Raw genomic sequence first — 22,577 nt, forward strand, 5'->3', positions numbered from 1 at the left:
CCCTTTCCTTCAGAGGGAGTTGCCATGGCCGAGGCCTACATCGTCGAAGCGGTCCGCACACCGGTCGGGCGGCGCGGGGGAGGACTGAGCGCGGTCCACCCGGCCGACCTGGGCGCGCGGGTGCTCACCGCGCTGGTGGAGCGCTCCGGGATCGACCCGGCCGCCGTGGACGACGTGGTCTTCGGCTGTCTGGACGCCGTGGGGCCGCAGGCCGGCGACATCGCCCGCACCAGCTGGCTGGCCGCCGGCCTCCCCGCGGAGGTGCCCGGCGTCACCGTCGACCGGCAGTGCGGCTCCTCCCAGCAGGCCGTGCACTTCGCCGCGCAGGCCGTGCTCTCCGGCACCCAGGACCTGGTGGTCGCCGGCGGGGTGCAGAACATGTCGCAGGTCCCCATCGCCTTCGCCTCCCGGCAGGCCGCCGTCCCCCTCGGCCTGACCGACGGCCCCTTCCTCGGCAGCACCGGCTGGCGCGCCCGCTACGGCGACCGGCCCGTCGACCAGTTCGCCGGCGCCGAGATGATCGCCGCCCAGTGGGGCATCGGCCGCGTGGAGCAGGAGGAGTTCGCTCTGCGCTCGCACCGGCGCGCGATCTGGGCGATCGACACCGGCCGCTTCGACCGCGAGACCGTCCCCTGCGGCCAGGTCACCGTGGACGAGGGCCCGCGCCGGGACACCTCCCTGGAGAAGATGGCCACGCTGCGGCCCGTCCTCGACGGCGGCACCGTCACCGCGGCCTGCTCCTCCCAGGTCTCCGACGGGGCCGCGGCCCTGCTGCTCGCCTCCGAACGGGCGGTACGGGACCACGGACTGCGCCCGCGCGCCCGCGTCCACCACCTCTCCGCTCGCGGCGAGGACCCCATCCGCATGCTCACCGCGCCCATACCGGCCACCGCGCACGCCCTGAAGAAGACCGGCCTGACCCTCGACGCCATCGACCTCGTGGAGATCAACGAGGCCTTCGCGCCGGTCGTCCTCGCCTGGCTGAAGGAGACCGGCGCCGACCCCGCCAAAGTCAACGTCAACGGCGGCGCGATCGCCCTCGGCCACCCCCTCGGCGCCACCGGCGCCCGGCTGATGACGACCCTCCTGCACGAACTGGAACGCACCGGCGGCCGCTACGGCCTCCAGACCATGTGCGAAGGCGGCGGCCAGGCCAACGTGACGATCATCGAACGGCTCTGAGCCCCGACAGTGCGGTCAGCACCTCCTCCGCCTCCCGCATGGTCCGCTCCACCAGCTCCGCGCACGACGGCAGGTCGTCGATCACCCCGGCGACCTGCCCGGCCGCCATCACCCCCAGATCCGTCCGGCCGTCCACCATCGCCGCCTTCAGCAGCATCGGCGTGTTGGCGGCGAGCAGCACCTGACTCCAGGACAACTCCCTGCCGTGCCTGACGGCGAGGCCGTCGCGGACCAACTGCCGCCAGGTGAGCCCCGACAGCCGCCGGAAGCCGGCCGCCCGCCGCACCGCGTGCGCCAAGGCACGCATCCGGCCCGACCGCTCCAGCGCCGCCACCAGGTCGGTGCGCAGCATCCGGTGCGGCAGGCCGTCCACCGCCCGGGTCACCGTGACGTCCCGGGCCGTCGCCGCCAGATACCGGGCCTTCACCGCGTCCGGCACCGTCGAGTCGGAGGTGAGCAGGAACCGCGTGCCCATCGCCACCCCGGCCGCCCCGTACGAAAGCGCCGCCACCAGGCCCCGCCCGTCGAAGAAACCGCCCGCCGCCACCACCGGTATCCGCACCGCGTCGACCACCTGCGGCAGCAGCACACTCGTCGCCACCTCGCCGGTGTGCCCGCCGCCCTCGCCGCCCTGCACGAGCACCGCGTCCGCGCCCCAGGCCGCCACCTTCTCGGCGTGCCGCCGGGCCCCGACGGACGGGATCACCACCACGCCCGCCGCCTTCAGCTCGGCGATCAGCGCGGGGGAGGGGGCCAGGGCGAAGGAGGCCACCCGCACGCCCTCCTCCAGCAGGATCCGCACCCGGTCCGGTGCGTCGCCCGCGTCGGCCCGGAGGTTCACCCCGAACGGCGCGCCGGTCCGCGACCGTACCTCCCTGATCGCGTCCCGCAGCTGATCGAGCGTCATCGTCGCGGAGGCCAGGATGCCGAGTGCGCCGGCGTTCGCCGCCGCCGAGACCAGACGGGGCCCGGCCACCCAGCCCATCCCGGTCTGCACGATCGGATGGCGGACCCCGACCAGCCGGGTCAGCGCGGTCTCCATCAGCCCCCCGCCCCCTCCGGCACCTCGCGCGTGCGCGCCCCCTCCGGGTCCAGCACCTCGCGGATCAGCCGCAGTTCCGCCGCCTCCGGCTCCCGGGTGCACGGCACCTCGTCCGGCACGGCCAGCGGGAACCCCGTCGCCTCCCGCACCTGCTCCACGCTCGCCCCCGGATGCACCGAGACCAGCCGCATCGAGTGGTCGGGGGTCGCGAAGTCGAGCACCGCGAGGTCGGTGACGACCCGGGCGATGCGGTGGAACCGGGCCGCGTCACCCAGGCCTGCCGCCCGGTCGTACCCCACCCCGCACACCATGTCCACCCGCTCCACGAACACCCGCCGGGAGTGTCTCGGGACCCAGTAACTCGTCGGGTTGTTCAGGGTGTTCAGCGGTGCCCCGCGCACGCCCAGGAGCTGCCTGCGGGGCTGCGACCAGTCGCCGATGCAGGAGATGTTCTGGTTGCCGAACCGGTCGAGCTGGCTCGCGCCCATCATCACGTGCCGCCGGCCGCCCGCCACCAGCTCCAGGTGCTGCCGGTAGGGCAGCCAGCCCTCCGGGGTGCCGTCCGGGCGGACCAGCAGGGCCTCGCCGTCGGTCAGCAGCAGGTCCGGCGCGAAGGTCAGCCGGGCCAGCCGCGCACCCAGCGACGGGATCAGCCCCATCGGGCTCGCCAGGACCTCCCCGGCGCCGCGCCAGGCCTCGGCGCAGGCGATCACGCAGTACTCGGCGCGGGTGGCGCTCATCGCTCCTGCTCCGTCCGCCAGCCCTGGACCGCCGCCCGGTAGGCCGCCTCGTCCGCGCCGAGGAAGCGTGCGGCGAACTGCGGCCAGGGCGTGGCCGCGTACCGCCGCTGGAACTCCTCGTCCCTGCCGTACTCGGGGGCGCACGAGGTGAAGTGCGCGCCGTTCGGCGCCTCCACCACTCCCGTCACCGCGAGCCGCTTGAGCAGCAGCGACTGCGGGACGGCCGCCTTGGTGAGCTCGGCCGTGTCCACGATCCGTTCGCAGGAGACGTAGGCCGCGTCCGCCGCCTCGCAGAACAGGTCGTCGAAGTACGGGTCCGGGCCCAGGCACTGGCCGTTGCCCAGCCGGTCGGCGCGGTGGACGTGCACCAGGGCCGCGTCCAGCCGCAGCGCGGGCATCGCCACCAGCGTCTCCCCGTCCGCGTACGGCGACGTCACCGTTCTCAGGCCGGGGTTGACCCGCATGACGTCCGAACCGATCCCCGCCCGCACCGGCAGGAACGGCAGGCGCTGCGCCGCCGCGCGCAACCCGCACTGGAACATCCCCTCGTCGACCTCCGTCAGCGCGAAGCCGCCGCGCTCGCGCGCCGCCCGGTAGTGCGGTTCCAGCGGGACGGAGTCCAGGGTGACGAACGCGGTGACCAGCCTGCGGATCCGGCCGGCGGCGGCCAGCATGCCGACGTCCGGGCCGCCGTACGCCACGACCGTCAGATCACCGATGTCGGACCGCAGCAGCGCCCGGACCAGCGCCATCGGCTTGCGGCGCGAACCCCAGCCGCCGATACCGAGGGTCATCCCGCTCGCCAGCCGGGACACCACCTCCTCGGCGGTCATCGTCTTGTCGGCCATCTACACCCCCTCCTTCTCCTGCTTTCCGAACGTGTCGCGGACCCGGCCGGCCACGCCGCCGAGGTTGGCCTCGAAGGTGAAGCCCTGCTCGAAGCGGTAGCTGCGGCGCACGTCGACCGGATCGATGCCGTTGATGGCGGCCTTGGCCATGCGCAGCAGCCGCCCGTCCTTCGCGGCGATCTGCCGGGCCAGCTCCAGCGCCGCCCCCGGCAGCTCCGCGCGCGGCACCACCCGCCACACCGAGCCGTGCGCGTGCAGTTCGGCGGCGCTCGCCGTGCGCCCGGTGTAGTACAGCGCGCGCATCAGGTGCTGCGGGACCAGCCGGGCCAGATGGGTCGCCGCGCCCAGCGCGCCCCGGTCCAGCTCGGGCAGTCCGAAGGCCGCGTCCTCGCTCGCCACCACCGCGTCCGCGTTGCCCACCAGGCCGATCCCGCCGCCCAGGCAGAAGCCCTGCACCGCCGCGACCACCGGTGTCTCGCACTCGTAGACCGCCGCGAAGGCCTCCGCGCAGCCCCGGTTGGCGCCGATCAGGGCCTCCTGGCCGGCCGTCTGTATCTCCTTGATGTCCACGCCCGCGTTGAACCCGCGCCCTTCGGCGGCCAGGACCACGCAGCGGATCCCCGGGTCCCGGCCCGCCGCGCGCACGGCGTCGGCCAGGGCGAACCAGCCGCGCACCGGCAGCGCGTTGACCGGCGGATAGTCGACGGTGACTACGGAAATCCCCTTTTCCGGGGACGAACAGGAGACACCCATGGCCACATCAGCTACCTTTCCACCAAACATTTGTTAGGTGCGAGGCTTCGAAGCTAGCAGTCGGCGCAGACATGCGGGAGGCCCTGTGGACAACGCGCCTGTGGAGAGCTCACTGCGCGGCAGCACCGTCGTGGTCACCGGCGGCACGCGAGGGGTCGGCGCGGGGATCGCCCGGTCCTTCGCGGACGCGGGCGCCCGGGTCCTGGCCTGCGCCCGCCGGCCTCCCGAGCAGCCGTCGCCCGGCGTCGAGTTCGCTCCGCTGGACCTGCGCGACCCGCCCGCCGTCCGGGCCTTCTTCGCCGCGCTGCCCCGGCTGGACGTGCTCGTCAACAACGCGGGCGGCACCCCGTACCGGCGCCTCACCGACGCCGGCGCCGAACGGCACGCCAAGGTCGTCGAGCTGAACCTGATCACCCCGCTCACCGCGTCCCTCGCCGCCTACGACCACCTCCGGCGCAGCAAGGGCTCGATCGTGATGGTCGGCAGCGTCAGCGGGGGCCGGCCCTCGCCCGGCTCGGCCGCCTACGGCGCGGCCAAGGCGGGGCTGGCGAACCTGGCCGCCTCCATGGCCGTGGAGTGGGCGCCGGAGGTCCGGGTCAACACGCTCGTCGTCGGCATGGTCCGCACCGGCCTGGCCCACCAGCACTACGGCGGTCCCGACGGCATCGCCGCCGTCTCCCGCACCGTCCCGCTGGGCCGCCTGGCCCTTCCCGCCGACGTCGGCGCCGCCGCCGTCTTCCTCGCCTCCGACGCCGCCGCCTACATCAGCGGGGCGAGCCTGCAGGTGCACGGAGGCGGGGAGAGACCGGCGTTCCTGGACGCGGCCACCCCCGGACCCGACACCCCCGAAGCCCCGACTGCAGGCAGGGAGAGCTGACATGAGCGTGCCCGCAAGGACGAACGGAATCTGTTCGGGCCGGGTCGTGGTCGTCACCGGTGCCGGTCGTGGGCTCGGCCGGGCGCACGCGCTTGCCTTCGCGGCCGAGGGCGCCCGGGTGGTCGTCAACGACCTGGGCGTCGCGCTGGACGGCGCGCCCGACGCCGAGCGGCCGGCGGACGCCGTCGTGGCGGAGATCCGGGCGGCGGGCGGTGACGCGGTCGCCCACCACGCCGACATCGCCACCGGCGCGGGCGCGGCCGGCCTGGTCCGCACCGCCCTGGAGACCTACGGCCGGCTCGACACCCTCGTCAGCAACGCCGGTTTCCTGCGCGACCGGATGCTGGTGAATCTGGGCGAGGACGACTGGGACGCCGTGATCCGGGTCCACCTCAAGGGCCACTTCCTGCCGCTGAAGCACGCCGCCGCGTACTGGCGGGCCGAGGCCAAGGCCGGCCGCACCCCCGTGGCCCGGGTCGTCCACACCAGCAGCGGGGCCGGCCTGCTCGGCTCGGTCGGGCAGGGCAACTACAGCGCCGCCAAGGCCGGGATCATCGGCCTCACCCTGGTCGCGGCGGCCGAACTGGCCCGCTACGGCGTCCAGGTCAACGCCGTCGCACCGGCCGCCCGCACCCGCATGACGGAACGTACCTTCGCCGCGGCCATGACCGCACCGGCCGCCGGTTTCGACGCCATGGCACCCGAGAACGTCTCCCCGCTCGTGGTCTGGCTCGGCTCGGCCGGCAGCGCGGGGGTGACCGGCCGGGTGTTCGAGGCGGAGGGCGGCCGGATCACCGTCATGGAGGGCTGGCGCCGCGGCCCCACCGCCGACAGGGGAGCCCGCCGGACGCCGGCCGAGGCGGGGGAGGCGGCCCGGCGACTGCTGGCGCAGGCGGAACCGCCGGGCCGGGTGTACGGGGCGTAGGGAACCCGCGGGTGCCCCCGCGGGTTCCCGCTCGGCATGCCTAGCGCCGGGCCAGCGCCAGCACGCTCAGCCCGAACATCAGGACGCCCAGGGGCAGATGCACCGACGGGACGTGCGCGATGCCGAGCACGACCTGCACCGAGGCGAGTACGAGGAAACCCGAGGCGTGCCGGACGGGCCGGGGCGAGCCGCCGCCCGGCTTCCACGCCAGCACCGCCGCGAGCAGGTACAGCATCGACGCCCCGTACATCACCCGGGCGCCGACGCTGTGCAGCGTCTGTCCGTAGGACGAGGTCAGCAGCAGTCCGGCGGAGACCGCCTGGAGAAAGATGGTCAGGGTCTGCAGGGCGATCGCGATCCGCAGGAACGAGGAGCCGCGCCGTGCGTTCACCGTCGCCGTCACCTGAGTGGCCATGTCACAGTCCCCTTGTCCGCCCTCGGGCAGTGGATCGATAAGGTCTCACCCGTCCGACGACGCGGGCCTGCGAAAGGTAAGGCGAGGGGGCGGCCGGAAGTATGGGGACTGCCGGGACAGGCACGGACGGGATAGCCGGCGAGCGACGCCAACTGATCAACGTCGCTTACCGGTTGCTCGGTTCGGTGACCGAGGCGGAGGACGCCGTACAGGACGCCTACGCACGCTGGTACGGGCTCCCGCGAAGCCGGCAGGAGGAGATCCTGTCCCCCGGCGCCTGGCTGACGACGGTGACCAGCCGCATCTGCCTGGACCTGCTCGGCTCGGCGCGGGCCCGCCGTGAACGCTATGTCGGCGTGTGGCTGCCCGAGCCGCTGCCCGACCGCGCCGAAGAGGACCACGCGGGCGGCGCCGACGCGACCGGCCCGGCGGATCCCGCCGACCAGATCGTCCTGGACGAGTCGGTGACCATGGCCTTCCTCGTCGTCCTGGAGTCGATGACGCCCGCCGAGCGGGTGGCGTTCGTTCTGCACGACGTCTTCCGGTACCCGTTCGCCGAGATCGCCGCCGTGCTCGGCCGGACCCCTGCTGCCTGCAAGCAGCTGGCGGCCTCCGCCCGGCGGCGGGTGGGCGTCGCGCGCGCTCCGGTGCCGGCCGCCGGCCGGGCCGACGTGGTGCGGCACGTCAAAGAGGCGTGGCAGACCAAGGACATCGCAGCCCTCGTCGGTCTCCTCGACCCGGCCGCCGTGATGACCGCCGACGGCGGCGGCATGGTGGGCGCCGTCCTGCGCCCGGTCGAGGGCGGTACGCGCATCGCCCAGTACATGGCCGCGATCGCCGACAAGGCCCCGGGGCTCGAACTCGTGGAGCGGTCGGTCAACGGGCTGCCGGGCCTGGTGGCCCAGCGGGCCGGCGCCGTCCTGACCGTGGCCTCGTTCGACGTCTCCGACGGACGCGTCACCAGGATCTGGGCGGTCCGCAACCCGGAGAAACTGCGGCCGTGGATCCGGGAGGGCTAGCGAGCCCCCGGCGAGCCCCCGGTCCCCTCACCGGGAGGTGAGCCGGGCGGCGGCCTCGCGCTGCCGCTCCGCCATCACGCTCAGGAAGCGGACCACGTCTCCAGCTCCTCGGTGCTGAACTCCTCGCACGCCGCCACGATGTCGCGGGCGCTGGGCGCGGCGGTGATCGGCACGGTGTTCTTCGGGGCCGCGGGGGAGGGGCTGGGCGAGGCGCTCTCCGACGCGATGTCCTGGGTCGTGGGCGTGTTCGCGGTGTGCGCGGTGCTGTGCGCGGCACTGCCCCGCCGGGCGGTGACGGACCACGAGGGCTGACACCGCGCCGCTCGGCCGGCCGAGCCGGACGGGCAAGGGGCGGCACGGCTACGTGTCGCACTCCAGCACCGTCCGGCACAGCCCGCACCGCGCCCGCACCCGCCCCTGTACCGGCACCCTGATCCGCTGGTGGCAGGTCGGGCACGGAAAGCTCACCCGGAGGCGGCCGCCGCTGTCGGGGCTGAAGGAGTAGCCGGCCGTCGGCGCAGCGGCGTCCGCGTGCCGGCGGTCGTGGGCGTAGCGGCGGCGGCCCGCCCAGCCGGCCCCGGTCAGCGGGGGCTGCTGCCCGTCCCGGCGGGCCAGGTCCATGCCCTTGACGTAGGCGGTGTGGGCCTGCGGGCTGGTGAACCACAGGGACGGGTCCTCGCCGAACAGCAGCGCCCGCTTGGCCAGGACGTACCCGAACTCCTCCGGGGTGAGATAGCCGAGCTTCTGCGACGACACCCCGTCCTCCCGGTAGGCGTCCAGCAGCAGCCAGCCCGCGCCCAGATAGGTCGTCGCCGTGTCCGTCAGGATCTCGTTCTCCGCCGTGGTGGGGAAGGCGAGGTCCAGGCGGTGCAGGTAGACGTGGGCCACCTCGTGGGCGAGGGCCGCGCCGATGTCCCTGCGGTGGGTGCGGAACCGGTCGTTCAACTCGACGAAGTACTCCGGGCCCGCCGCCAGTTCCACGTTCGCCGCGTGGGTCATCTCCCGGAAGCCGACGATCAGCCGCGCGTCCGGCAGCCGGAAGTGCCGCACGATCTCCCGCGCCACCCGCTGCGCGCCCAGATACAGGTCGTCGATGTCGCAGAAGGCCACGTCGGCGGGGGCCACGCTCACGGAGAACGTCTCGACGGTGTCGCGGGACAGCCGCCGGTACAGCGCGGTGACGGCGGCCCGCACCGTCTCCAGGTGCGGGTAGCCGTGCTGGACCGGTCCGCCGTTCGCCACGTCGGCACCCCCAAAGACGCCGGAACTTCCCTCCACTGTAGGCGGGAGGGCCCCGGCGCAGACGGGAACGACCCGGGCGGGCGGCCGGTCGCACGGGCCGCAGGCGCGGCGCCGACGGGCCCGGTCCGCCCCCGTCCGGCTCCAGCAGCCACACCTCGTTCGCGCCTCCCGCAGCACCGGCCCGGGCAGGCACAGCAACCGCTGGCCCCGCCGACCAGTAACCCAGGCCCGCGCGTCAGGCCCGGCAGCTCAAAGCCGGGCTTCCCCGGCCCCGCGGACCGTGACCGAGCCCCGGTACAGCCCCGGCGCCCCCTCGCCGGGCGGCGCACCGAAGGACACCGCGGCCACCCCGTCGGCGAACGCGTCCAGATCCAGCCCCCGCGCATACCCCGTGCAGATACTTCCGCTCGTGCAGGAGGCCGCCGGTGACGCCCTTCGCCTCGCCGAGCCGCGGCCCGTGGTTCACCCGCCCCAGGGACTCCCCCAGCTCCACGCGCGGGGCCCGCGACAGGCTCCTCCAGCCGCGGCTCCTCCTCGGCGAGCACTCCGGCCCGCTCCCCGTCGACGTACACCACAGCCAGATCCCGCAGCCCGCGCACGGGTCCGCCCAGCGCATCCAGCACCCCGGCCAGGGGCGCCCAGCCGGTGAGCGCGGCCCCGGCCGGGGCACCCGGCACGGCGGGCCCCGGCGGCAGGTCCCGCGTGGCCGTGGTGATCAGCTCGGGCCGCGGCTGGTACCGCAGCGCCGGCGGCCGCCGTACGACCGTCACCGCGCCCGCCCCGCCGTGGCTCACCCCCGGCGTACCCCACCCCTGCGCGCCCGACCCCGACACCGGCTGGGACGAGGGCTTCGTCGACTTCGCCGGACCCGCCACCGCCGCCTACCGCGACCTCGGCTGCATCGAACCCGACCGGTCCGCCGTCCCGCTCTCCGGCGCCGCCGGGCCCCGCGCGGTCATCGCCCGCATCGCCCGGGCCGCCCGCCCGGGCAACCCCCTGCTGGAGGTGGAGACCGGCGCCGCCGTCCACGGACTCCTCGTCGCCCTGCGCCGCGCCCGCGCCGACCCGGCCCCCGACGGCGACCGGGTGCCGGCCGCCCTCGCCCGGGACGCCGGCACACTGCTGAGCGTCGCCGACCACGCCGCCCGGCACGGGATGAGCACCGCCGAGCTGCGCGACCCGGTCCGCCGGGCGGCCGGCTGCACCCCGAAGGACCACCTGCTCGGCATCCGGCTCGCCCGGGCCGGGGACCTCCTCACCGCCACCGAACTGCCCGTCGCGGCCGTCGCCCGCCGCGTCGGCTGCGACGACCCGCCTGCTTCTCCGGCTGTTCACCCGGCGCGTCGGCCTCCCCCCGTCCGGTTCCGCGCCCGGCAGGGCCGTGCCGTCCCCGGCGGCTGGAGCGACCGCGTCCCCGACCCCGCCGATCCGCCGCTGATCCACTCCCCGGACACCCCGTGGGACCAGGCCCCCGCAGCGCATAGGGTGGGCCCCCATGACCACCAGCAACACCGGCAACGGTGCCGTCGACCCCGAGGTCCGCCAGGAACTGGACCGGCTGCGCGACAGCATCGACAACATCGACGCGGCCGTCGTCCACATGCTCGCCGAGCGCTTCAAGTGCACCCAGCAGGTCGGCCGGCTCAAGGCGCTGCACCAGCTGCCGCCCGCCGACCCGGGCCGCGAGGCCCGGCAGATCGAACGGCTGCGCAGCCTCGCCGAGAACGCCAAGCTCGACCCGGCGTTCGCCGAGAAGTTCCTGAACTTCATCATCGCCGAGGTGATCCGGCACCACGAGCGGATCGCCGAGGACACCCACAACGGGCAACCGGCGCACGACGCCTGAACACGCGACTGACCAGGGCCCGGCCGGGGCCCGGCACGGCAGCGGGACAGGGGCGCGCACAGGGGACAAAAGCCGTGTACCGATCCGCCCCTGTGCGCTGTGGGTCCCATCAGGCAGCATGTCCTGCATGTCCGTACTCACGCGCGACGAAGCGCAGCTCCGAGCACAGCTCCTCGACGTCCACCACTACACGGTCGACCTGGACCTCACCACCGGTGCCGAGACCTTCGACTCCCGTACCGCGATCCGGTTCACCGCGCGGTCCGACGGGGACACGTTCGTCGAGCTGAAGCCCGCCGAGCTGCGCAGCGTCACGCTCGACGGACAGCCGCTCGACCCGGAGTCGCTGTGCGAGGGCCGGCTCCCGCTGAAGAACCTCACCGCCGGCGCGCACGAACTGCGCCTCGACGCGGTCATGCGCTACTCCCGCACCGGCGAGGGCATGCACCGCTTCACCGACCCCAGCGACGGCGAGACGTACGTCTACACGCAGATGTTCATGGACGACGTCCAGCGCGTCTTCGCCGCCTTCGACCAGCCCGACCTCAAGGCCGTCTTCGAGGTCTCGGTCAAGGCGCCCGAGGGCTGGACCGTCCTCGCCAACGGCATCACCGAGCACCGCGGCGACGGCGTCTGGCGGGCCGCGCCCACCCCGCCGGTCTCCACCTACCTGGTCGCCGTCGCCGCCGGCCCCTGGCACTCGGTGCGCACCGAACACCGCGGACTGCCCTTCGGCATCCACTGCCGCCGCTCGCTCGCACCCCACCTCGACGCCGACGCCGAGGAGATCCTCGACATCACGCGCGCGTGCTTCGACCGCTACCACGAGAAGTTCGAGGAGCCCTACCCCTTCGACTCCTACGACCAGGCGTTCGTCCCCGAGTTCAACGCGGGCGCCATGGAGAACCCCGGCCTGGTCACCTTCCGCGACGACTTCGTCTACCGCTCCGCCGTCACCGACACCGAGCGGCAGACCCGCGCCATGGTCATCGCACACGAGATGGCCCACATGTGGTTCGGCGACCTCGTCACCCTCAAGTGGTGGGACGACATCTGGCTGAACGAGTCCTTCGCCGAGTACATGGGCTACCAGACCACCGCCGAGGCCACCCGGTTCACCGACCCCTGGACCGAGTTCGGCGTCACCCGCAAGGCCTGGGGCTACGACGCCGACCAGCGGCCCACCACCCACCCGGTCGCCCCCGAGAACGTCGACGACACCGCCTCCGCCCTGCTCAACTTCGACGGCATCTCCTACGCCAAGGGCGCCTCCGCGCTGCGCCAGCTGGCCGCCTGGCTCGGCGAGAAGGACTTCCTCGCCGGCATCAACACCCACTTCAAGCGGCACAGGTTCGGCAACGCCACGCTCGCCGACTTCATCGACTCCCTCGCCTCGGCCACCGACCGCGACGTGCCCGCCTGGGCCGACAGCTGGCTGCGCACCACCGGCGTCGACACACTCACCCCGGCGATCGCCCCCGCCGGCAGCACCTGCACCCTGACCGCCGACCGCACGGGCAGCCGCCCGCACCGCCTGAGCGCCGGCCTGTACGACCACGACGTCGCCGGCGAAGGCCGGCTGGTGCTGCGCGAGCGCATCGACCTCGACGTCCCTCAGGCCGCCCCGCAGCCCATCGGCAAGCGCCCCGCACTGATCCTCCTCAACGACGGCGACATCACCTACGCCAAGCTCCGCTTCGACGCCACGTCCTTCGAGACCGTCCGCACCGCCCTGTCCGGCCTGCCCGACCCGCTCACCCGCGCGGTCGTCTGGAACGCCCTCAGGGACGCCGTCCGCGACGGCGAACTCCCGCCCGCCGCCTACCTGGAGACGGCCCGCGCCCACCTGCCCCACGAGACCGACCTGGCCGTCGCCCAGGGCGTCCTCGCCTTCGCCGCCGGCCAGCTCGCCGACCAGTACCTGACACCCGAGGACCGCCCGGCCGCCCTGGCCACCCTCACCTCGCTCTGCCGCGACCTGCTGCGGCGCACCGAGGACGGCGACCACCCCGGCCTGCGGCTGATCGCCGTACGGCACCTGATCTCCGTGGCCGCCCACCCCGAGACCATCGCCGCCTGGCTCGCCGACGGCACGGTGCCCGGCGGCCCGGAACTCGACCCCGAGCTGCGCTGGCGCATCCTCGCCCGGCTCGCCGTGCTCGGCGCCACCGACGAGGACACCATCGCCGCCGAGCTGGCGCACGACCCGAGCGCCACCGGCCAGGAGGGCGCCGCCCGCTGCCGCGCCGCCCTGCCCGACCCGGCGGCCAAGCGCACCGCATGGGAGGCGATGTTCGCCGGCGACGACCTGTCCAACTACCTTTTCACGGCCACCGCCCAGGGCTTCTGGCAGCCCGAACAGGCCGAGCTGGTACGGGAGTACGTGCCGCGCTTCTACGCGGACGCGGTCGCCGTCGCCGCCCGCCGCGGCCCCGCCATCGCCGTCGCCGCCGGCCGCTGGGCCTTCCCGGCCCACGCCGTCGACACCGAGAACCTGGCACTCGGCGAAGCCTGCCTGCGCGACGCCGACCTCACCCCGGCCCTGCGCCGCACCCTCGCCGACCGCCTGGACGACCTGTCCCGCGCACTGAACGTGCGCGACGGACAGCGGACGGAGGAGGGGGAGTAGGACGGCGTAGGTCCTGCGACGTAGGACGCGGCTGGTCCCTGCCGACGATGCGGCGGACCGGCCGCCGTTCCTAGGCTCGGGAGGTCAGCGATCAACCGAGCACCGGAGGCAGCACCGTGATCGTAGTGACCGGCGCGACCGGCAACGTCGGCCGTGCCCTAGTCGACCGTCTCCTCGCAGCGGGACAGCCCGTCCGGGCGCTGACCCGCGACCCGCAGCGGGCCGCACTGCCCGAGCGGGCCGAGGTGGTGCGGTTCCGGCCGGACGACCCCGCCGCCCTGTTCACCGGCGCCACGAAGCTCTTCCTGTACGCCCAGACCGGCACGGCCCCGCTGCTGGCGGCGGCCCGCGAGCACGGCGTGCGGCACGTCGTGCTGCTCTCCAGCGGCATCGTCCAGGAGGGCGCCGACGAGACCCACCCCATCCACGTCATGCACGCCACCGCTGAGCAGCAGATCCGCGACAGCGGGCTCGACTGGACGTTCCTGCGCCCCAACGCCTTCGCCACCAACGCACTCCAGTACGCCCCGCAGATCCGCGCCGGCGACACCGTCCGCGGCGCCTTCGCGGAAGGCCTGTCCGCCCCCATCCACGAGGACGACATCGCGGCCGTCGCCGAACGCGTCCTGCTCGACCCCGGCCACGAAGGCGCCGTGCACCGGCTCACCGGACCCGAAGCGACCAGCAACGCCGACCAGGTCGCGGCGATCGGCGAGGCCCTCGGCCGGAAGCTGACCTTCGTCGAGATCGACCCGGCCGAAGCGGGCCGGGAGCTGTTCCCGCACGTGCCGCCGCAGATGCTCGAACGGCTGCTGCAGACCTTCGCCGAGACCGTCGGCGTCCCCCCGGAGATCACCGGCACCGTGCAGGAACTCACCGGCGCCCCCGCCCGCACCTTCGCCCAGTGGGCCCGCGACCACGCCGACGACTTCCGCGCGTAGCCCCGGGCAGGCCCCCAACACCTCCACCGGGGACGGCAGTACACACTTTCGGGTTCCGTTCTCCGGGCTTTCGGGACACAGGGCTCCCTTCCGGTACAAGCTGGAACTCCACCCCCGAGCCGGAAGCCCCCGGACCCGAGGCGGGGTGCGCGAGCGGAGGAGGGTTCATGAGCACGCCACCCCTGGCCTCGGGTCCCGGCGGCCCCGACGCCCTGCGGCCCCTCCTCGACACCGTGCTCGCCGCACTCGCGGCCGGCGGCCGCGAGCGCGGCGGACCCCTGCCCGCCGGCGGACCGGACGCCGTCGCCGCCCGCGTCGCCGACGCCCTCGGGGACGTCCTGCCGGACACCGGCGACCCGGACGCCCTGCACACCCTCGTACAGGTGCTCGCCGCGGGCGCCGCCGACCCCGCCGACCCGCTGTGCGCGGCCCATCTGCACTGCCCGCCGCTCGCCGTGGCCGCCGCCGCCGACCTCGCCGCCAGCGCCCTCAACCCCTCCCTGGACTCCTGGGACCAGGCCCCCTCCGCCTCCGCCCTGGAAGCCGCGGTCGCCCGCACCCTCGCCCGCACCGCCGGCCTCGCCGACGCCCTCGTCACCACCGGCGGCACCGAATCCAACCAGCTCGCCCTGCTGCTCGCCCGCGAGGCGCACGGCGGGGGCGTGCGCCTCGTGTGCGGCGCCAACGCCCACCACTCCCTGCCCCGCGCCGCCTGGCTGCTCGGCCTGCCCGACCCCGTCGTGATCCCCACCCCGAACGGCACCCTGGACCCCGCCGCCGTCGACGAGGCCCTCACCGCCCTCCCCGGCCCACTGCTCGTCGCCGCCACCGCCGGCACCACCGACGCCGGCCTCATCGACCCGCTGCCCGAGATCGCCGGTCTGTGCACCGCCCACGGCGCCCGGCTGCACATCGACGCGGCCTACGGCGGCGGCCTCCTCTTCAGCGACCGGCACCGCGACAAACTCGCCGGCCTCGAAGCCGCCCACACCCTCACCCTCGACCTGCACAAGCTCGGCTGGCAGCCGGTCGCCGCCGGGCTCCTCGCCCTCGCCCGCCCCCACGAACTCGCCACCCTCCACCAGCGCGCCGACTACCTGAACGCCGACGACGACACCGAGGCCGGACTCCCCGACCTGCTCGGCCGCTCCCTGCGCACCACCCGCCGCCCCGACATCCTGAAGATCGCCGTCACCCTCAAGACGCTGGGCCGCAGCGGGCTCGGCGCACTGACCGACCAGGTCTGCACCCGGGCCCGCGCATTCGCCGCGCTCGTCCGGGAACACCCCGGCTTCGAGCTGTACGACCGGCCCGTCATCAGCACCGTCCTGTTCCGCCCCGCCGGCGCCGACGACGACGCCGTGGCCGCCGTCCGCCGCAGACTGCTGCACGACGGCCGAGCCGTCCTCGGCCGCGCCCGGGCCGACGGCCGGCTCTGGCTCAAGGCCACCGTCCTCAACCCCCACACCCAGCCGGACGACCTGGCCCAGCTGCTCAAACTCGCCGAACTCGCCGAAGGAAACACCCCCGCATGACCCACCCCCCACGCCACGACCCCGCCGCCCCCCGCGACCTGGTCGGCATCGGCATCGGCCCGTGCAACCTCTCCCTCGCCGCCCTCGCCCACCCGCTCGCCGAACTCGACGCCGTCTTCTACGAACAGCGCCCCCGCTTCGACTGGCACCCCGGACTGCTCATCGAGGGCGCCACCGTCCAAGTCCCCTTCCTCGCCGACCTGGTGACCCTCGCCGACCCCACCAGCCCCTGGAGCTTCCTCAACTACCTCAGGACCCGCGAGCGGCTCTTCCCCTTCTACTTCGCCGAGCACTTCCACATCCAGCGCGCCGAGTACGACGCCTACTGCCGCTGGGTCGCACAGTCCCTCCCCGGGCTGCGCTTCCGCCACCAGGTCGACGCCGTCCGCTGGAACCCCGAACGGGACGTCTTCGAGGTCGACTTCACCCAGCTCGACGCCGAGGGCGAGGCCGAGGCCCTCGGCCGTACCCACACCCGCAACATCGTCCTCGGCATCGGCACCGCCCCCTACGTCCCCGACCCTCTCCAGCCCCTGGTGGACGCGCCCGGCGTGCCCGTCGTCCACGCCGCCGACTACCTCGACCACCGCGACAGCATCCTCGCCGCCGGGCACGTCACCGTCGTCGGCTCCGGACAGTCCGGCGCCGAAGTCTTCCTGGACCTGCTCCGGCACCGCCCGGCCGGCCGGGAGAAGCTGCACTGGATCGGCCGGACCGAGGCGTTCGCGCCCATGGAGTACTCCAAGCTCGGCCTGGAACACTTCACGCCCGACTACACGCGCTACTTCCACGCCCTCGCCGAACCCGTCCGCGACCGGCTCACCGCCGCCCAGTGGCAGCTGTACAAGGGCATCGACACCGGCACCCTCGCCGCCATCCACGACGAGCTGTACCGGCGCACCCTGGACGGCGGCTGGCCCGACACCGTCCTCACCCCCGGTGTCCGCGTCCGCACCGCCGGCCGCATCGCCACCGCCAGGATCGAGCTGCACCTGGAGCACCTCCAGCAGGGCAGCCGCTCCCGGCTCACCACCGACGCCGTCGTCCTCGCCACCGGCTACCGGGAACGCCCCCTCGGCCGCCTCCTCGCCGGACTCGACCCCTACATCCGCCGCGACAGCAGCGAACGCCCCCGCATCGACGCGGAGTTCCGCCTCGCCCTCGACCCCTCGGTCACCGGCTCCGTCTACGTCCAGAACGCCGAACTGCACACGCACGGCGTCGGCGCCCCCGACCTCGGCCTGGCCGCCTGGCGCAGCGCCACCATCCTCAACGCGCTCACCAGTAAAGAGCCGTACCCGCTCCCGCAGCGCACCGCCTTCACCTCCTTCGGACTGGAGCAGCCGGCCGCCCGGGTGCCCCAGGCCAGGCAACCGCAACGGCTCACTCCGCTCGTCGAAGGAAGGTGAGCCGCCGGGAACGGACCAAGCCCGCCACGGCGGCGTTGGTGCTGACCATGATCACGACACCTTCACGGGTGCCCCGACCGCCGAGATCCCAGCCGGCGGAGAACTCGTCAGCGACCCCGCCGAACAACCCGTCACCGCAGGCCAGGAACTCACCGTCACCCTGTACCTGCCCGGCGACACCGGTTCGACCACCTACTCGGGCGTGCCCTACGACCTCGGCCACGCCGCGCCCGGCGACCAACTGTCCGCCGAGAACCTGCGCGACGCCGAGGAGGTGCCGACCGGCCACTTCGGGATCGGCGCCGACGTCCGCGCCCCCGAGGGCACCAGGATCGCCGTCGCCTTCGGTGACTCCTGGACCGAGGGCGCCGCCACCACACCGGGCCGCGACCACAGCTTCCCCGCCCAGCTCAGCCGCCGCCTGCCCCGAGGCTGGATCGTCAACCAGGGCATCTCCGGCAACCGGCTGCTCACCGACGAGATCGGCGAACACCTGCTCGGCCTGAACGACCTCGGCATGCCCGGCTTCCGCGCCCACCCGGAACCGGCCGACGGCCCCACCGCGGCCGACCTCGTCGCCGGGCTCACCACCTCGCCGAGCGGCTGCGCGCCGCCGGCCTCACCGTCATCGGCGCCACCCTCGGCCCCTGCCGGGGCACGGTCTACGAGGGCTACGACACCGCGTCCGGCCAGGCCGCGCGGCGCGAGGTCAACGCCTGGCTGCTCGGCGGCACGCACCCCTTCCACGCGGTCGTGGACGTCGCCGCCGCCGTCGCCGACCCGACCGAACCCGAACGCATCCGCGCCGAGTTCGACAGCGGCGACGGCCTGCACGTCAACGACGCCGGCGCCAAGGCGATCACCGACGCCGTCGACCCGTCACTCCTGCGGCTCTAGAAGACCGGCTTGCCGTCGCGCACCAGCTTCCAGTCCACCGACGCGAAGTCCTTCGGGTCCAGGACACCCTTCGCGGTCACCCACTCCGCGATCCGGGTACGGATCTCCGTCGACTCCGACCACAGCTCCTTGGCGGTGGCGACGTGCGGGAAGGCACCGCCGCCGTTGGCCCGATAGTTGTTCACCGCGAACACGAACTGCCGGTCGTCGTCCAGCGCGGCCCCGCCGAAGGTCAGGTTCTTGATCCGCGACCCGGCCGGCTGCGCGATGTCGATGTCGTACGACAGACCCGACACGTAGTCGTAGTTGTAGTCCGGACGGCCGCCGGCGTTGGTCAGCTTCTCCACGTCGACCGTGGCATCGGCGGCCGTCCGGACGTAGTACTCCGCCGAATACTCCAGGTACGCCCGCACCTGGGCACCCGTCAGCAGCTTGGCGACCAGCGTGTTGTCGTAGACGTACAGGCTCGACAGGTCCCGGATGGTGACGTTGCCGGCCGGGATCTCGGAGGTCCGGGAGAACGGCGAGGCCTGGGCGATCACCGGCAGCGAGGCGTACTCGGTGCCCGCGAGCGCCGCCTTGACCACGTCCTCCTGCACCCTGGTGATCAGGTCGATGATCGGGGCGTCCTTGTAGCGGGCCTCGACGGTCGTCAGGGTCTCGGTGGCCCGGCCCACGACCTGGTTGACGTACGCGACGACCTTCCGGTGCTCGTCGGTGAGCAGCTTGGTGATCTTCGGGTCGTCGGCGACGGAGTTGGAGTTGCGCAGCGACGCGGAGACCGACTCGACCTCCCAGCGGCCCTTGCCGAACACCAGCTCGATGTCGAAGAGGGTGAGCCGCTCGGCGTAGCACAGCGGCTCCGACAGTACGACCGTCCTGCCGGTCTGCTCGTTGACGACCTTCAGCTCCGGGATCTCCACGTGCGCGTGGCCGACCAGGATCGCGTCGATCCCGGGCACCTGCCTGGCCACGTTGGCCGCCGCGTTCTCCACGTACGGCACCTGGTCGCCGTACGACGACGTCCCCGAGGTGCCCGAGTGCGCCGAGACGACGACCACGTCCGCGCCCATCGACCTCAGCTTCGGCACCCACTTGGCGGCCTGCTCCTCCAGGCCCGGGAACGCCAGCTTGCCCTGGACGTAGGCCTTGTCCCAGATCGCGATGCCCGGGTTGGTCAGGCCGAGCACGGCGACCTTCACCGGCTTGGCGCCCGGCACGTGGAACGTCTTCATGAAGTACGGCGGGAAGGCGGGCTTCAGCGTCTTCGCGTCCACCGCGTTGGCGCCGAGCAGCGGGAAGTCGAGCTGGTCCTCGAACTTCCGCAGCGTCTCGATGCCGTAGTTGAACTCGTGGTTGCCGAGGGCCGCCGCGTCGTACCCGATCGCGTTCATCGCCTGCGCCATCGGGTGCACCGGGCCGCCCTTGGCGGTGATCGGGTCCACCTTGGCGTAGTAGTAGGTCAGCGGGGTGCCCTGGATGGTGTCACCGGCGTCCAGCAGCAGGGTGTTGCAGCGGCCCTTCTCCTTGCGCACCTGCTCGACCAGGGTGGAGATCCGGGCGAGGCCCATCGCGTTGCCCGCCTTGTCGGCGTACTCCGCGTCCTTGAAGTAGTCCCAGTTGAAGACGTGCCCGTGCAGGTCGGTCGTGCCCATCACGGTCAGGGAGTACCGCTTCACGGGGTGCCCGGGCTTCGTGAGTTCCGCCGCCTCGGCCGCCGGGGCCGCCGCCGCACCGGCGATCGCCACTCCCGCTCCGGTGGCGGCGGACTTCTTCAGGAACTTCCGGCGGTTCAACGGCATGTCTCGGTTCTCCTTGGCGGTGATCGAACAACGCGCGTAGATTCTGACCTGAGCATGACTTCCGACAACAGGTCCGGAAGGTTGCGATCTGGTGACCATCGCTCATAGGAGCGGACCGCCGCACAATTCAACAGTTGTCAATAAGGCTTTGCCGAAAGTCCCTTGAGTAGTCATACGGCGCCAATTCTCTACCCGCGGGTAAGCCCTAGGCTCGACCCATGCGCCGAGCAAAAATCGTCTGTACATTGGGGCCCGCCACCGACTCGTACGACCAGATCAAGGCACTGGTCGAGGCCGGAATGGACGTCGCCCGCTTCAACCTCAGCCACGGCACGCACGCCGAGCACGAGGAGCGCTACCGACGCGTGCGGAAGGCAGCCGACGAAACCGGCCGCAGCGTCGGAATCCTCGCCGACCTTCAGGGCCCGAAGATCCGGCTCGGCCGCTTCACCGAAGGCCCCGTACTCCTTGAACGCGGCGACACCTTCACCATCACCGTGGAGGACGGCGCCGAAGGCGACCGCCACCAGTGCGGCACCACCTACGCCGGCCTCGCCGCCGACGTCACCCCCGGTGAGCGCATCCTCGTGGACGACGGCAAGGTCTGCCTGGAAGTCACCGCCGTCGACGGCCCCCGCGTGCGCACCCGGGTCCTCGAAGGCGGCGTCGTCTCCGACCACAAGGGCCTGAACCTGCCCGGCGTCGCCGTCTCCGTCCCCGCCCTGTCCGAGAAGGACCGGGACGACCTGCGCTGGGCCCTGCGCACCGGCTTCGACGTGATCGCCCTCTCCTTCGTCCGCAGCGGCGACGACGCCGCCGACGTGCACCGGATCATGGCCGACGAAGGCCGCCGCCTCCCGGTGATCGCCAAGATCGAGAAACCGCAGGCGGTGCAGAACCTCGACGGCATCGTCGCCGCCTTCGACGGCCTGATGGTCGCCCGCGGCGACCTCGGCGTCGAGATGCCGCTGGAACAGGTGCCGATCGTCCAGAAGCGCGCCGTCAAACTCGCCAAGCGCAACGCCAAGCCGGTGATCGTCGCCACCCAGATGCTCGACTCGATGATCGAGAACTCCCGGCCCACCCGCGCCGAGGCCTCCGACGTCGCCAACGCGGTCCTCGACGGCACCGACGCCGTGATGCTCTCCGGCGAGACCAGCGTCGGCAAGTACCCGGTCGAGACCGTACGCACCATGGCGAAGATCGTCGCAGCGGCCGAGGAGGACATGCTGGCCAAGGGCCTGCCTCCGCTGACCGAGCGGAACAAGCCGCGCACCCAGGGCGGCGCGGTCGCCCGGGCCGCCGCCGAGATGGGCGACTTCCTCGGCGCCAGGTTCCTGGTCGCGTTCACCCAGTCCGGAGACACCGCCCGCCGCCTCTCCCGCTACCGCTCCCCGATCCCCCTCCTCGCCTTCACCCCGGAACCGGCCACCCGCTCCCAGCTCAGCCTCACCTGGGGCACGGAAACCTTCCTCGGCCCGCACGTCGACTCCACCGACGCCATGGTCGACCAGGTGGACGAACTGCTCCTGAAGTACGGCCGTTGCCGGAAGGGCGACGTGGTGGTCATCACGGCAGGCTCACCGCCCGGCGTCTCCGGCTCGACCAACATGGTCCGCGTCCACCACATCGGCGAGGACGACAGCCCGAAGTGACGGGAGCCCCCCGTCAGTACTTGGGGCCGACGTGGGTGTCGAGCAGTGCCACGGAGGCCTTCTTGGCGACAGAGACGTTGTAGGGGTCTCCGTTGCGGGCACAGTGCGTCCACTCGACGCCCACCTTGTCGAGGGTGCCGGTGTACAGGCCCCGGATGTCGTCCGACTTGTTGGTGAAGAAGTAGCGCGGATACTCGTACCGCTTGCGCTCACCGCCGACCATCCGGGTCGTCCAGTTGGTGATACGGCAGCCGTCCGAGTGGATGAGACCCCGGATGAACTCCCAGGGGTGGGCGTCGACGATGGCTTGCTGCCAGGGTTCGAGGACGATGGGGCGCTCGTGCTTCTTGCCGGGGCCGTGCTGGGGCAGCAGACACGCCCAGTGCTTCGTGTAGGACTTGACGTCGATACAGCCTGTCCGTTCGAGACGGCTGATGCTGGGCTCGGGCTGGACCCTACGCATGGCGTCCTCGGCCGCATCGACCAGTCCGGGCCACGAGGCGGTGCACGTGACCATGAGGTAGTGGTGCCTCGGCTTGGAGATGATGTAGCCGTCGCCCAGGTAGAGACCCAGCAGGTAAGCGTATGCCGGGCGATCTTCCGGGACTCCTGGTGTGACCCGGCATCGGACGCAGGGCGGTGTCCGGGACAGCGGTTCCAGCCGGGTCAGCCAGCAGGTGATCGCATGGCGGGAGATACCCGTTTCCTTGCTGACGGAGTTCAGGCTGCGCCCCTGAGCCACCAGCGCAAGGGCTCGCATACGTGTACTGATGTCGTACATGGGAAAACCCTGCGAGGCCGTTCGCGGCGACACGCGGCA

The 22,577-nt window shown here is 73.1% G+C and carries 21 protein-coding genes and 2 pseudogenes; 13 read left to right on the forward strand and 10 right to left on the reverse strand.

Annotated features, from left to right (window positions below):
* The first annotated feature begins 24 nt into the window (after window positions 1–24).
* Window positions 25–1,182 carry an acetyl-CoA C-acetyltransferase gene (locus ACIP4Y_RS05305; protein WP_401387923.1) on the forward strand — a complete coding sequence of 386 codons (1,158 nt, stop codon included), beginning with the start codon at window positions 25–27 and terminating at the stop codon, window positions 1,180–1,182.
* Here the strand turns inward: ACIP4Y_RS05305 and ACIP4Y_RS05310 are convergent.
* Genes ACIP4Y_RS05310 through ACIP4Y_RS05325 form a run of 4 tightly spaced genes read right to left on the reverse strand, consistent with a single transcriptional unit; the run spans window position 1,166 to window position 4,565 of the window.
* On the reverse strand, window positions 1,166–2,224 hold the full coding sequence (locus ACIP4Y_RS05310) for an NAD(P)H-dependent flavin oxidoreductase (protein WP_401387925.1): 1,059 nt from the start codon (window positions 2,222–2,224) through the stop codon (window positions 1,166–1,168). The two genes, ACIP4Y_RS05305 and ACIP4Y_RS05310, sit on opposite strands and share 17 nt — an antisense overlap.
* On the reverse strand, window positions 2,224–2,964 hold the full coding sequence (locus tag ACIP4Y_RS05315) for a CoA-transferase subunit beta (RefSeq protein ID WP_401387927.1): 741 nt from the start codon (window positions 2,962–2,964) through the stop codon (window positions 2,224–2,226). The genes ACIP4Y_RS05310 and ACIP4Y_RS05315 overlap by 1 nt, the downstream gene beginning before the upstream one ends.
* On the reverse strand, window positions 2,961–3,812 hold the full coding sequence (locus tag ACIP4Y_RS05320) for a CoA transferase subunit A (RefSeq protein ID WP_401387929.1): 852 nt from the start codon (window positions 3,810–3,812) through the stop codon (window positions 2,961–2,963). Before ACIP4Y_RS05320 ends, ACIP4Y_RS05315 begins: the two co-directional genes overlap by 4 nt.
* Window positions 3,813–4,565 (reverse strand): enoyl-CoA hydratase family protein, encoded by a 753-nt coding sequence (locus tag ACIP4Y_RS05325; RefSeq protein ID WP_401388687.1) that lies wholly within the window; start codon window positions 4,563–4,565, stop codon window positions 3,813–3,815.
* An 85-nt stretch (window positions 4,566–4,650) separates the two neighbouring features.
* On the opposite strand from ACIP4Y_RS05325, the gene ACIP4Y_RS05330 reads away from it, so the two are divergent.
* Complete coding sequence (locus tag ACIP4Y_RS05330) at window positions 4,651–5,442, forward strand: SDR family oxidoreductase (protein WP_401387932.1); 792 nt, start codon at window positions 4,651–4,653, stop codon at window positions 5,440–5,442.
* Between the two features lies 1 nt (window position 5,443).
* Window positions 5,444–6,367, forward strand: a complete 924-nt coding sequence (locus tag ACIP4Y_RS05335; protein WP_401387935.1) for an SDR family oxidoreductase — start codon at window positions 5,444–5,446, stop codon at window positions 6,365–6,367.
* Between the two features lie 40 nt (window positions 6,368–6,407).
* Here ACIP4Y_RS05335 and ACIP4Y_RS05340 read toward each other — a convergent pair whose 3' ends face one another.
* Window positions 6,408–6,782, reverse strand: a complete 375-nt coding sequence (locus ACIP4Y_RS05340) for a hypothetical protein (protein WP_401387938.1) — start codon at window positions 6,780–6,782, stop codon at window positions 6,408–6,410.
* Window positions 6,783–6,883: 101 nt separating this feature from the next.
* On the opposite strand from ACIP4Y_RS05340, the gene sigJ reads away from it, so the two are divergent.
* On the forward strand, window positions 6,884–7,801 hold the full coding sequence (gene sigJ / locus ACIP4Y_RS05345) for an RNA polymerase sigma factor SigJ (protein ID WP_401387941.1): 918 nt from the start codon (window positions 6,884–6,886) through the stop codon (window positions 7,799–7,801).
* Between the two features lie 138 nt (window positions 7,802–7,939).
* On the forward strand, window positions 7,940–8,113 hold the full coding sequence (locus ACIP4Y_RS05350) for a hypothetical protein (protein ID WP_401387944.1): 174 nt from the start codon (window positions 7,940–7,942) through the stop codon (window positions 8,111–8,113).
* A gap of 48 nt (window positions 8,114–8,161) precedes the next feature.
* Here ACIP4Y_RS05350 and ACIP4Y_RS05355 read toward each other — a convergent pair whose 3' ends face one another.
* The gene (locus ACIP4Y_RS05355; protein ID WP_401387947.1) at window positions 8,162–9,043 is read right to left on the reverse strand and encodes a hypothetical protein; all 882 of its coding nucleotides are present in this window, start codon (window positions 9,041–9,043) and stop codon (window positions 8,162–8,164) included.
* A gap of 106 nt (window positions 9,044–9,149) precedes the next feature.
* Window positions 9,150–9,741 (reverse strand): annotated as a pseudogene (locus ACIP4Y_RS05360) (beta-galactosidase); the annotation flags it as partial.
* Here ACIP4Y_RS05360 and ACIP4Y_RS05365 point away from each other — a divergent pair.
* The 6 genes and pseudogenes from ACIP4Y_RS05365 to ACIP4Y_RS05390 form a co-directional block, all read left to right on the forward strand.
* Window positions 9,707–10,486 (forward strand): annotated as a pseudogene (locus tag ACIP4Y_RS05365) (helix-turn-helix domain-containing protein); the annotation flags it as partial. The pseudogenes ACIP4Y_RS05360 and ACIP4Y_RS05365 sit on opposite strands and share 35 nt — an antisense overlap.
* 52 nt (window positions 10,487–10,538) lie before the next feature.
* The gene (locus tag ACIP4Y_RS05370; RefSeq protein WP_401387950.1) at window positions 10,539–10,889 is read left to right on the forward strand and encodes a chorismate mutase; all 351 of its coding nucleotides are present in this window, start codon (window positions 10,539–10,541) and stop codon (window positions 10,887–10,889) included.
* Window positions 10,890–11,016: 127 nt separating this feature from the next.
* Window positions 11,017–13,518: an aminopeptidase N gene (gene pepN / locus ACIP4Y_RS05375; RefSeq protein ID WP_401387953.1), complete on the forward strand. Its 2,502-nt coding sequence runs from the start codon at window positions 11,017–11,019 to the stop codon at window positions 13,516–13,518.
* 116 nt (window positions 13,519–13,634) lie between these two features.
* Window positions 13,635–14,459: an NAD(P)H-binding protein gene (locus ACIP4Y_RS05380; protein ID WP_401387956.1), complete on the forward strand. Its 825-nt coding sequence runs from the start codon at window positions 13,635–13,637 to the stop codon at window positions 14,457–14,459.
* A gap of 167 nt (window positions 14,460–14,626) precedes the next feature.
* A complete protein-coding gene (locus ACIP4Y_RS05385) occupies window positions 14,627–15,994 on the forward strand; it encodes a pyridoxal phosphate-dependent decarboxylase family protein (RefSeq protein ID WP_401387959.1) in 1,368 nt (455 codons plus the stop codon).
* Window positions 15,991–17,403 (forward strand): lysine N(6)-hydroxylase/L-ornithine N(5)-oxygenase family protein, encoded by a 1,413-nt coding sequence (locus tag ACIP4Y_RS05390; RefSeq protein WP_401387962.1) that lies wholly within the window; start codon window positions 15,991–15,993, stop codon window positions 17,401–17,403. Before ACIP4Y_RS05385 ends, ACIP4Y_RS05390 begins: the two co-directional genes overlap by 4 nt.
* Here ACIP4Y_RS05390 and ACIP4Y_RS05395 read toward each other — a convergent pair.
* Complete coding sequence (locus ACIP4Y_RS05395) at window positions 17,378–17,941, reverse strand: hypothetical protein (protein ID WP_401387965.1); 564 nt, start codon at window positions 17,939–17,941, stop codon at window positions 17,378–17,380. The genes ACIP4Y_RS05390 and ACIP4Y_RS05395 overlap by 26 nt on opposite strands.
* 215 nt (window positions 17,942–18,156) lie before the next feature.
* Between ACIP4Y_RS05395 and ACIP4Y_RS05400 the strand changes: the two genes are divergently transcribed.
* Window positions 18,157–18,300 carry a hypothetical protein gene (locus tag ACIP4Y_RS05400; RefSeq protein WP_401387968.1) on the forward strand — a complete coding sequence of 48 codons (144 nt, stop codon included), beginning with the start codon at window positions 18,157–18,159 and terminating at the stop codon, window positions 18,298–18,300.
* On the opposite strand, the gene ACIP4Y_RS05405 is transcribed toward ACIP4Y_RS05400, so the two are convergent.
* The gene (locus ACIP4Y_RS05405) at window positions 18,297–20,102 is read right to left on the reverse strand and encodes a bifunctional metallophosphatase/5'-nucleotidase (protein WP_401387971.1); all 1,806 of its coding nucleotides are present in this window, start codon (window positions 20,100–20,102) and stop codon (window positions 18,297–18,299) included. The genes ACIP4Y_RS05400 and ACIP4Y_RS05405 overlap by 4 nt on opposite strands.
* A 218-nt stretch (window positions 20,103–20,320) precedes the next feature.
* Here ACIP4Y_RS05405 and pyk point away from each other — a divergent pair, with 218 nt between their 5' ends.
* Entirely contained in the window at window positions 20,321–21,757 is a 1,437-nt protein-coding gene (pyk, locus tag ACIP4Y_RS05410; protein WP_401387973.1) for a pyruvate kinase, read from the forward strand.
* Window positions 21,758–21,770: 13 nt separating this feature from the next.
* Here the strand turns inward: pyk and ACIP4Y_RS05415 are convergent, their stop codons facing one another.
* The gene (locus ACIP4Y_RS05415) at window positions 21,771–22,538 is read right to left on the reverse strand and encodes a transcriptional regulator (protein ID WP_401387976.1); all 768 of its coding nucleotides are present in this window, start codon (window positions 22,536–22,538) and stop codon (window positions 21,771–21,773) included.
* Window positions 22,539–22,577: the final 39 nt, after the last annotated feature.

Source organism: Streptomyces sp. NPDC088810, assembly GCF_044750305.1.
Taxonomy (GTDB): domain Bacteria; phylum Actinomycetota; class Actinomycetes; order Streptomycetales; family Streptomycetaceae; genus Streptomyces.

What these genes read in the sequence shown, in the direction of transcription:
- ACIP4Y_RS05305 (WP_401387923.1), top strand. Translation starts at nt 25, where the DNA reads ATGGCCGAGGCCTACATCGTCGAAGCGGTCCGCACACCGGTCGGGCGG.
- ACIP4Y_RS05310 (WP_401387925.1), bottom strand. Translation starts at nt 2,224, where the DNA reads ATGGAGACCGCGCTGACCCGGCTGGTCGGGGTCCGCCATCCGATCGTG.
- ACIP4Y_RS05315 (WP_401387927.1), bottom strand. Translation starts at nt 2,964, where the DNA reads ATGAGCGCCACCCGCGCCGAGTACTGCGTGATCGCCTGCGCCGAGGCC.
- ACIP4Y_RS05320 (WP_401387929.1), bottom strand. Translation starts at nt 3,812, where the DNA reads ATGGCCGACAAGACGATGACCGCCGAGGAGGTGGTGTCCCGGCTGGCG.
- ACIP4Y_RS05325 (WP_401388687.1), bottom strand. Translation starts at nt 4,565, where the DNA reads ATGGGTGTCTCCTGTTCGTCCCCGGAAAAGGGGATTTCCGTAGTCACC.
- ACIP4Y_RS05335 (WP_401387935.1), top strand. Translation starts at nt 5,444, where the DNA reads ATGAGCGTGCCCGCAAGGACGAACGGAATCTGTTCGGGCCGGGTCGTG.
- ACIP4Y_RS05340 (WP_401387938.1), bottom strand. Translation starts at nt 6,782, where the DNA reads ATGGCCACTCAGGTGACGGCGACGGTGAACGCACGGCGCGGCTCCTCG.
- sigJ (WP_401387941.1), top strand. Translation starts at nt 6,884, where the DNA reads ATGGGGACTGCCGGGACAGGCACGGACGGGATAGCCGGCGAGCGACGC.
- ACIP4Y_RS05350 (WP_401387944.1), top strand. Translation starts at nt 7,940, where the DNA reads ATGTCGCGGGCGCTGGGCGCGGCGGTGATCGGCACGGTGTTCTTCGGG.
- ACIP4Y_RS05370 (WP_401387950.1), top strand. Translation starts at nt 10,539, where the DNA reads ATGACCACCAGCAACACCGGCAACGGTGCCGTCGACCCCGAGGTCCGC.
- pepN (WP_401387953.1), top strand. Translation starts at nt 11,017, where the DNA reads ATGTCCGTACTCACGCGCGACGAAGCGCAGCTCCGAGCACAGCTCCTC.
- ACIP4Y_RS05385 (WP_401387959.1), top strand. Translation starts at nt 14,627, where the DNA reads ATGAGCACGCCACCCCTGGCCTCGGGTCCCGGCGGCCCCGACGCCCTG.
- ACIP4Y_RS05390 (WP_401387962.1), top strand. Translation starts at nt 15,991, where the DNA reads ATGACCCACCCCCCACGCCACGACCCCGCCGCCCCCCGCGACCTGGTC.
- ACIP4Y_RS05405 (WP_401387971.1), bottom strand. Translation starts at nt 20,102, where the DNA reads ATGCCGTTGAACCGCCGGAAGTTCCTGAAGAAGTCCGCCGCCACCGGA.
- pyk (WP_401387973.1), top strand. Translation starts at nt 20,321, where the DNA reads ATGCGCCGAGCAAAAATCGTCTGTACATTGGGGCCCGCCACCGACTCG.
- ACIP4Y_RS05415 (WP_401387976.1), bottom strand. Translation starts at nt 22,538, where the DNA reads ATGTACGACATCAGTACACGTATGCGAGCCCTTGCGCTGGTGGCTCAG.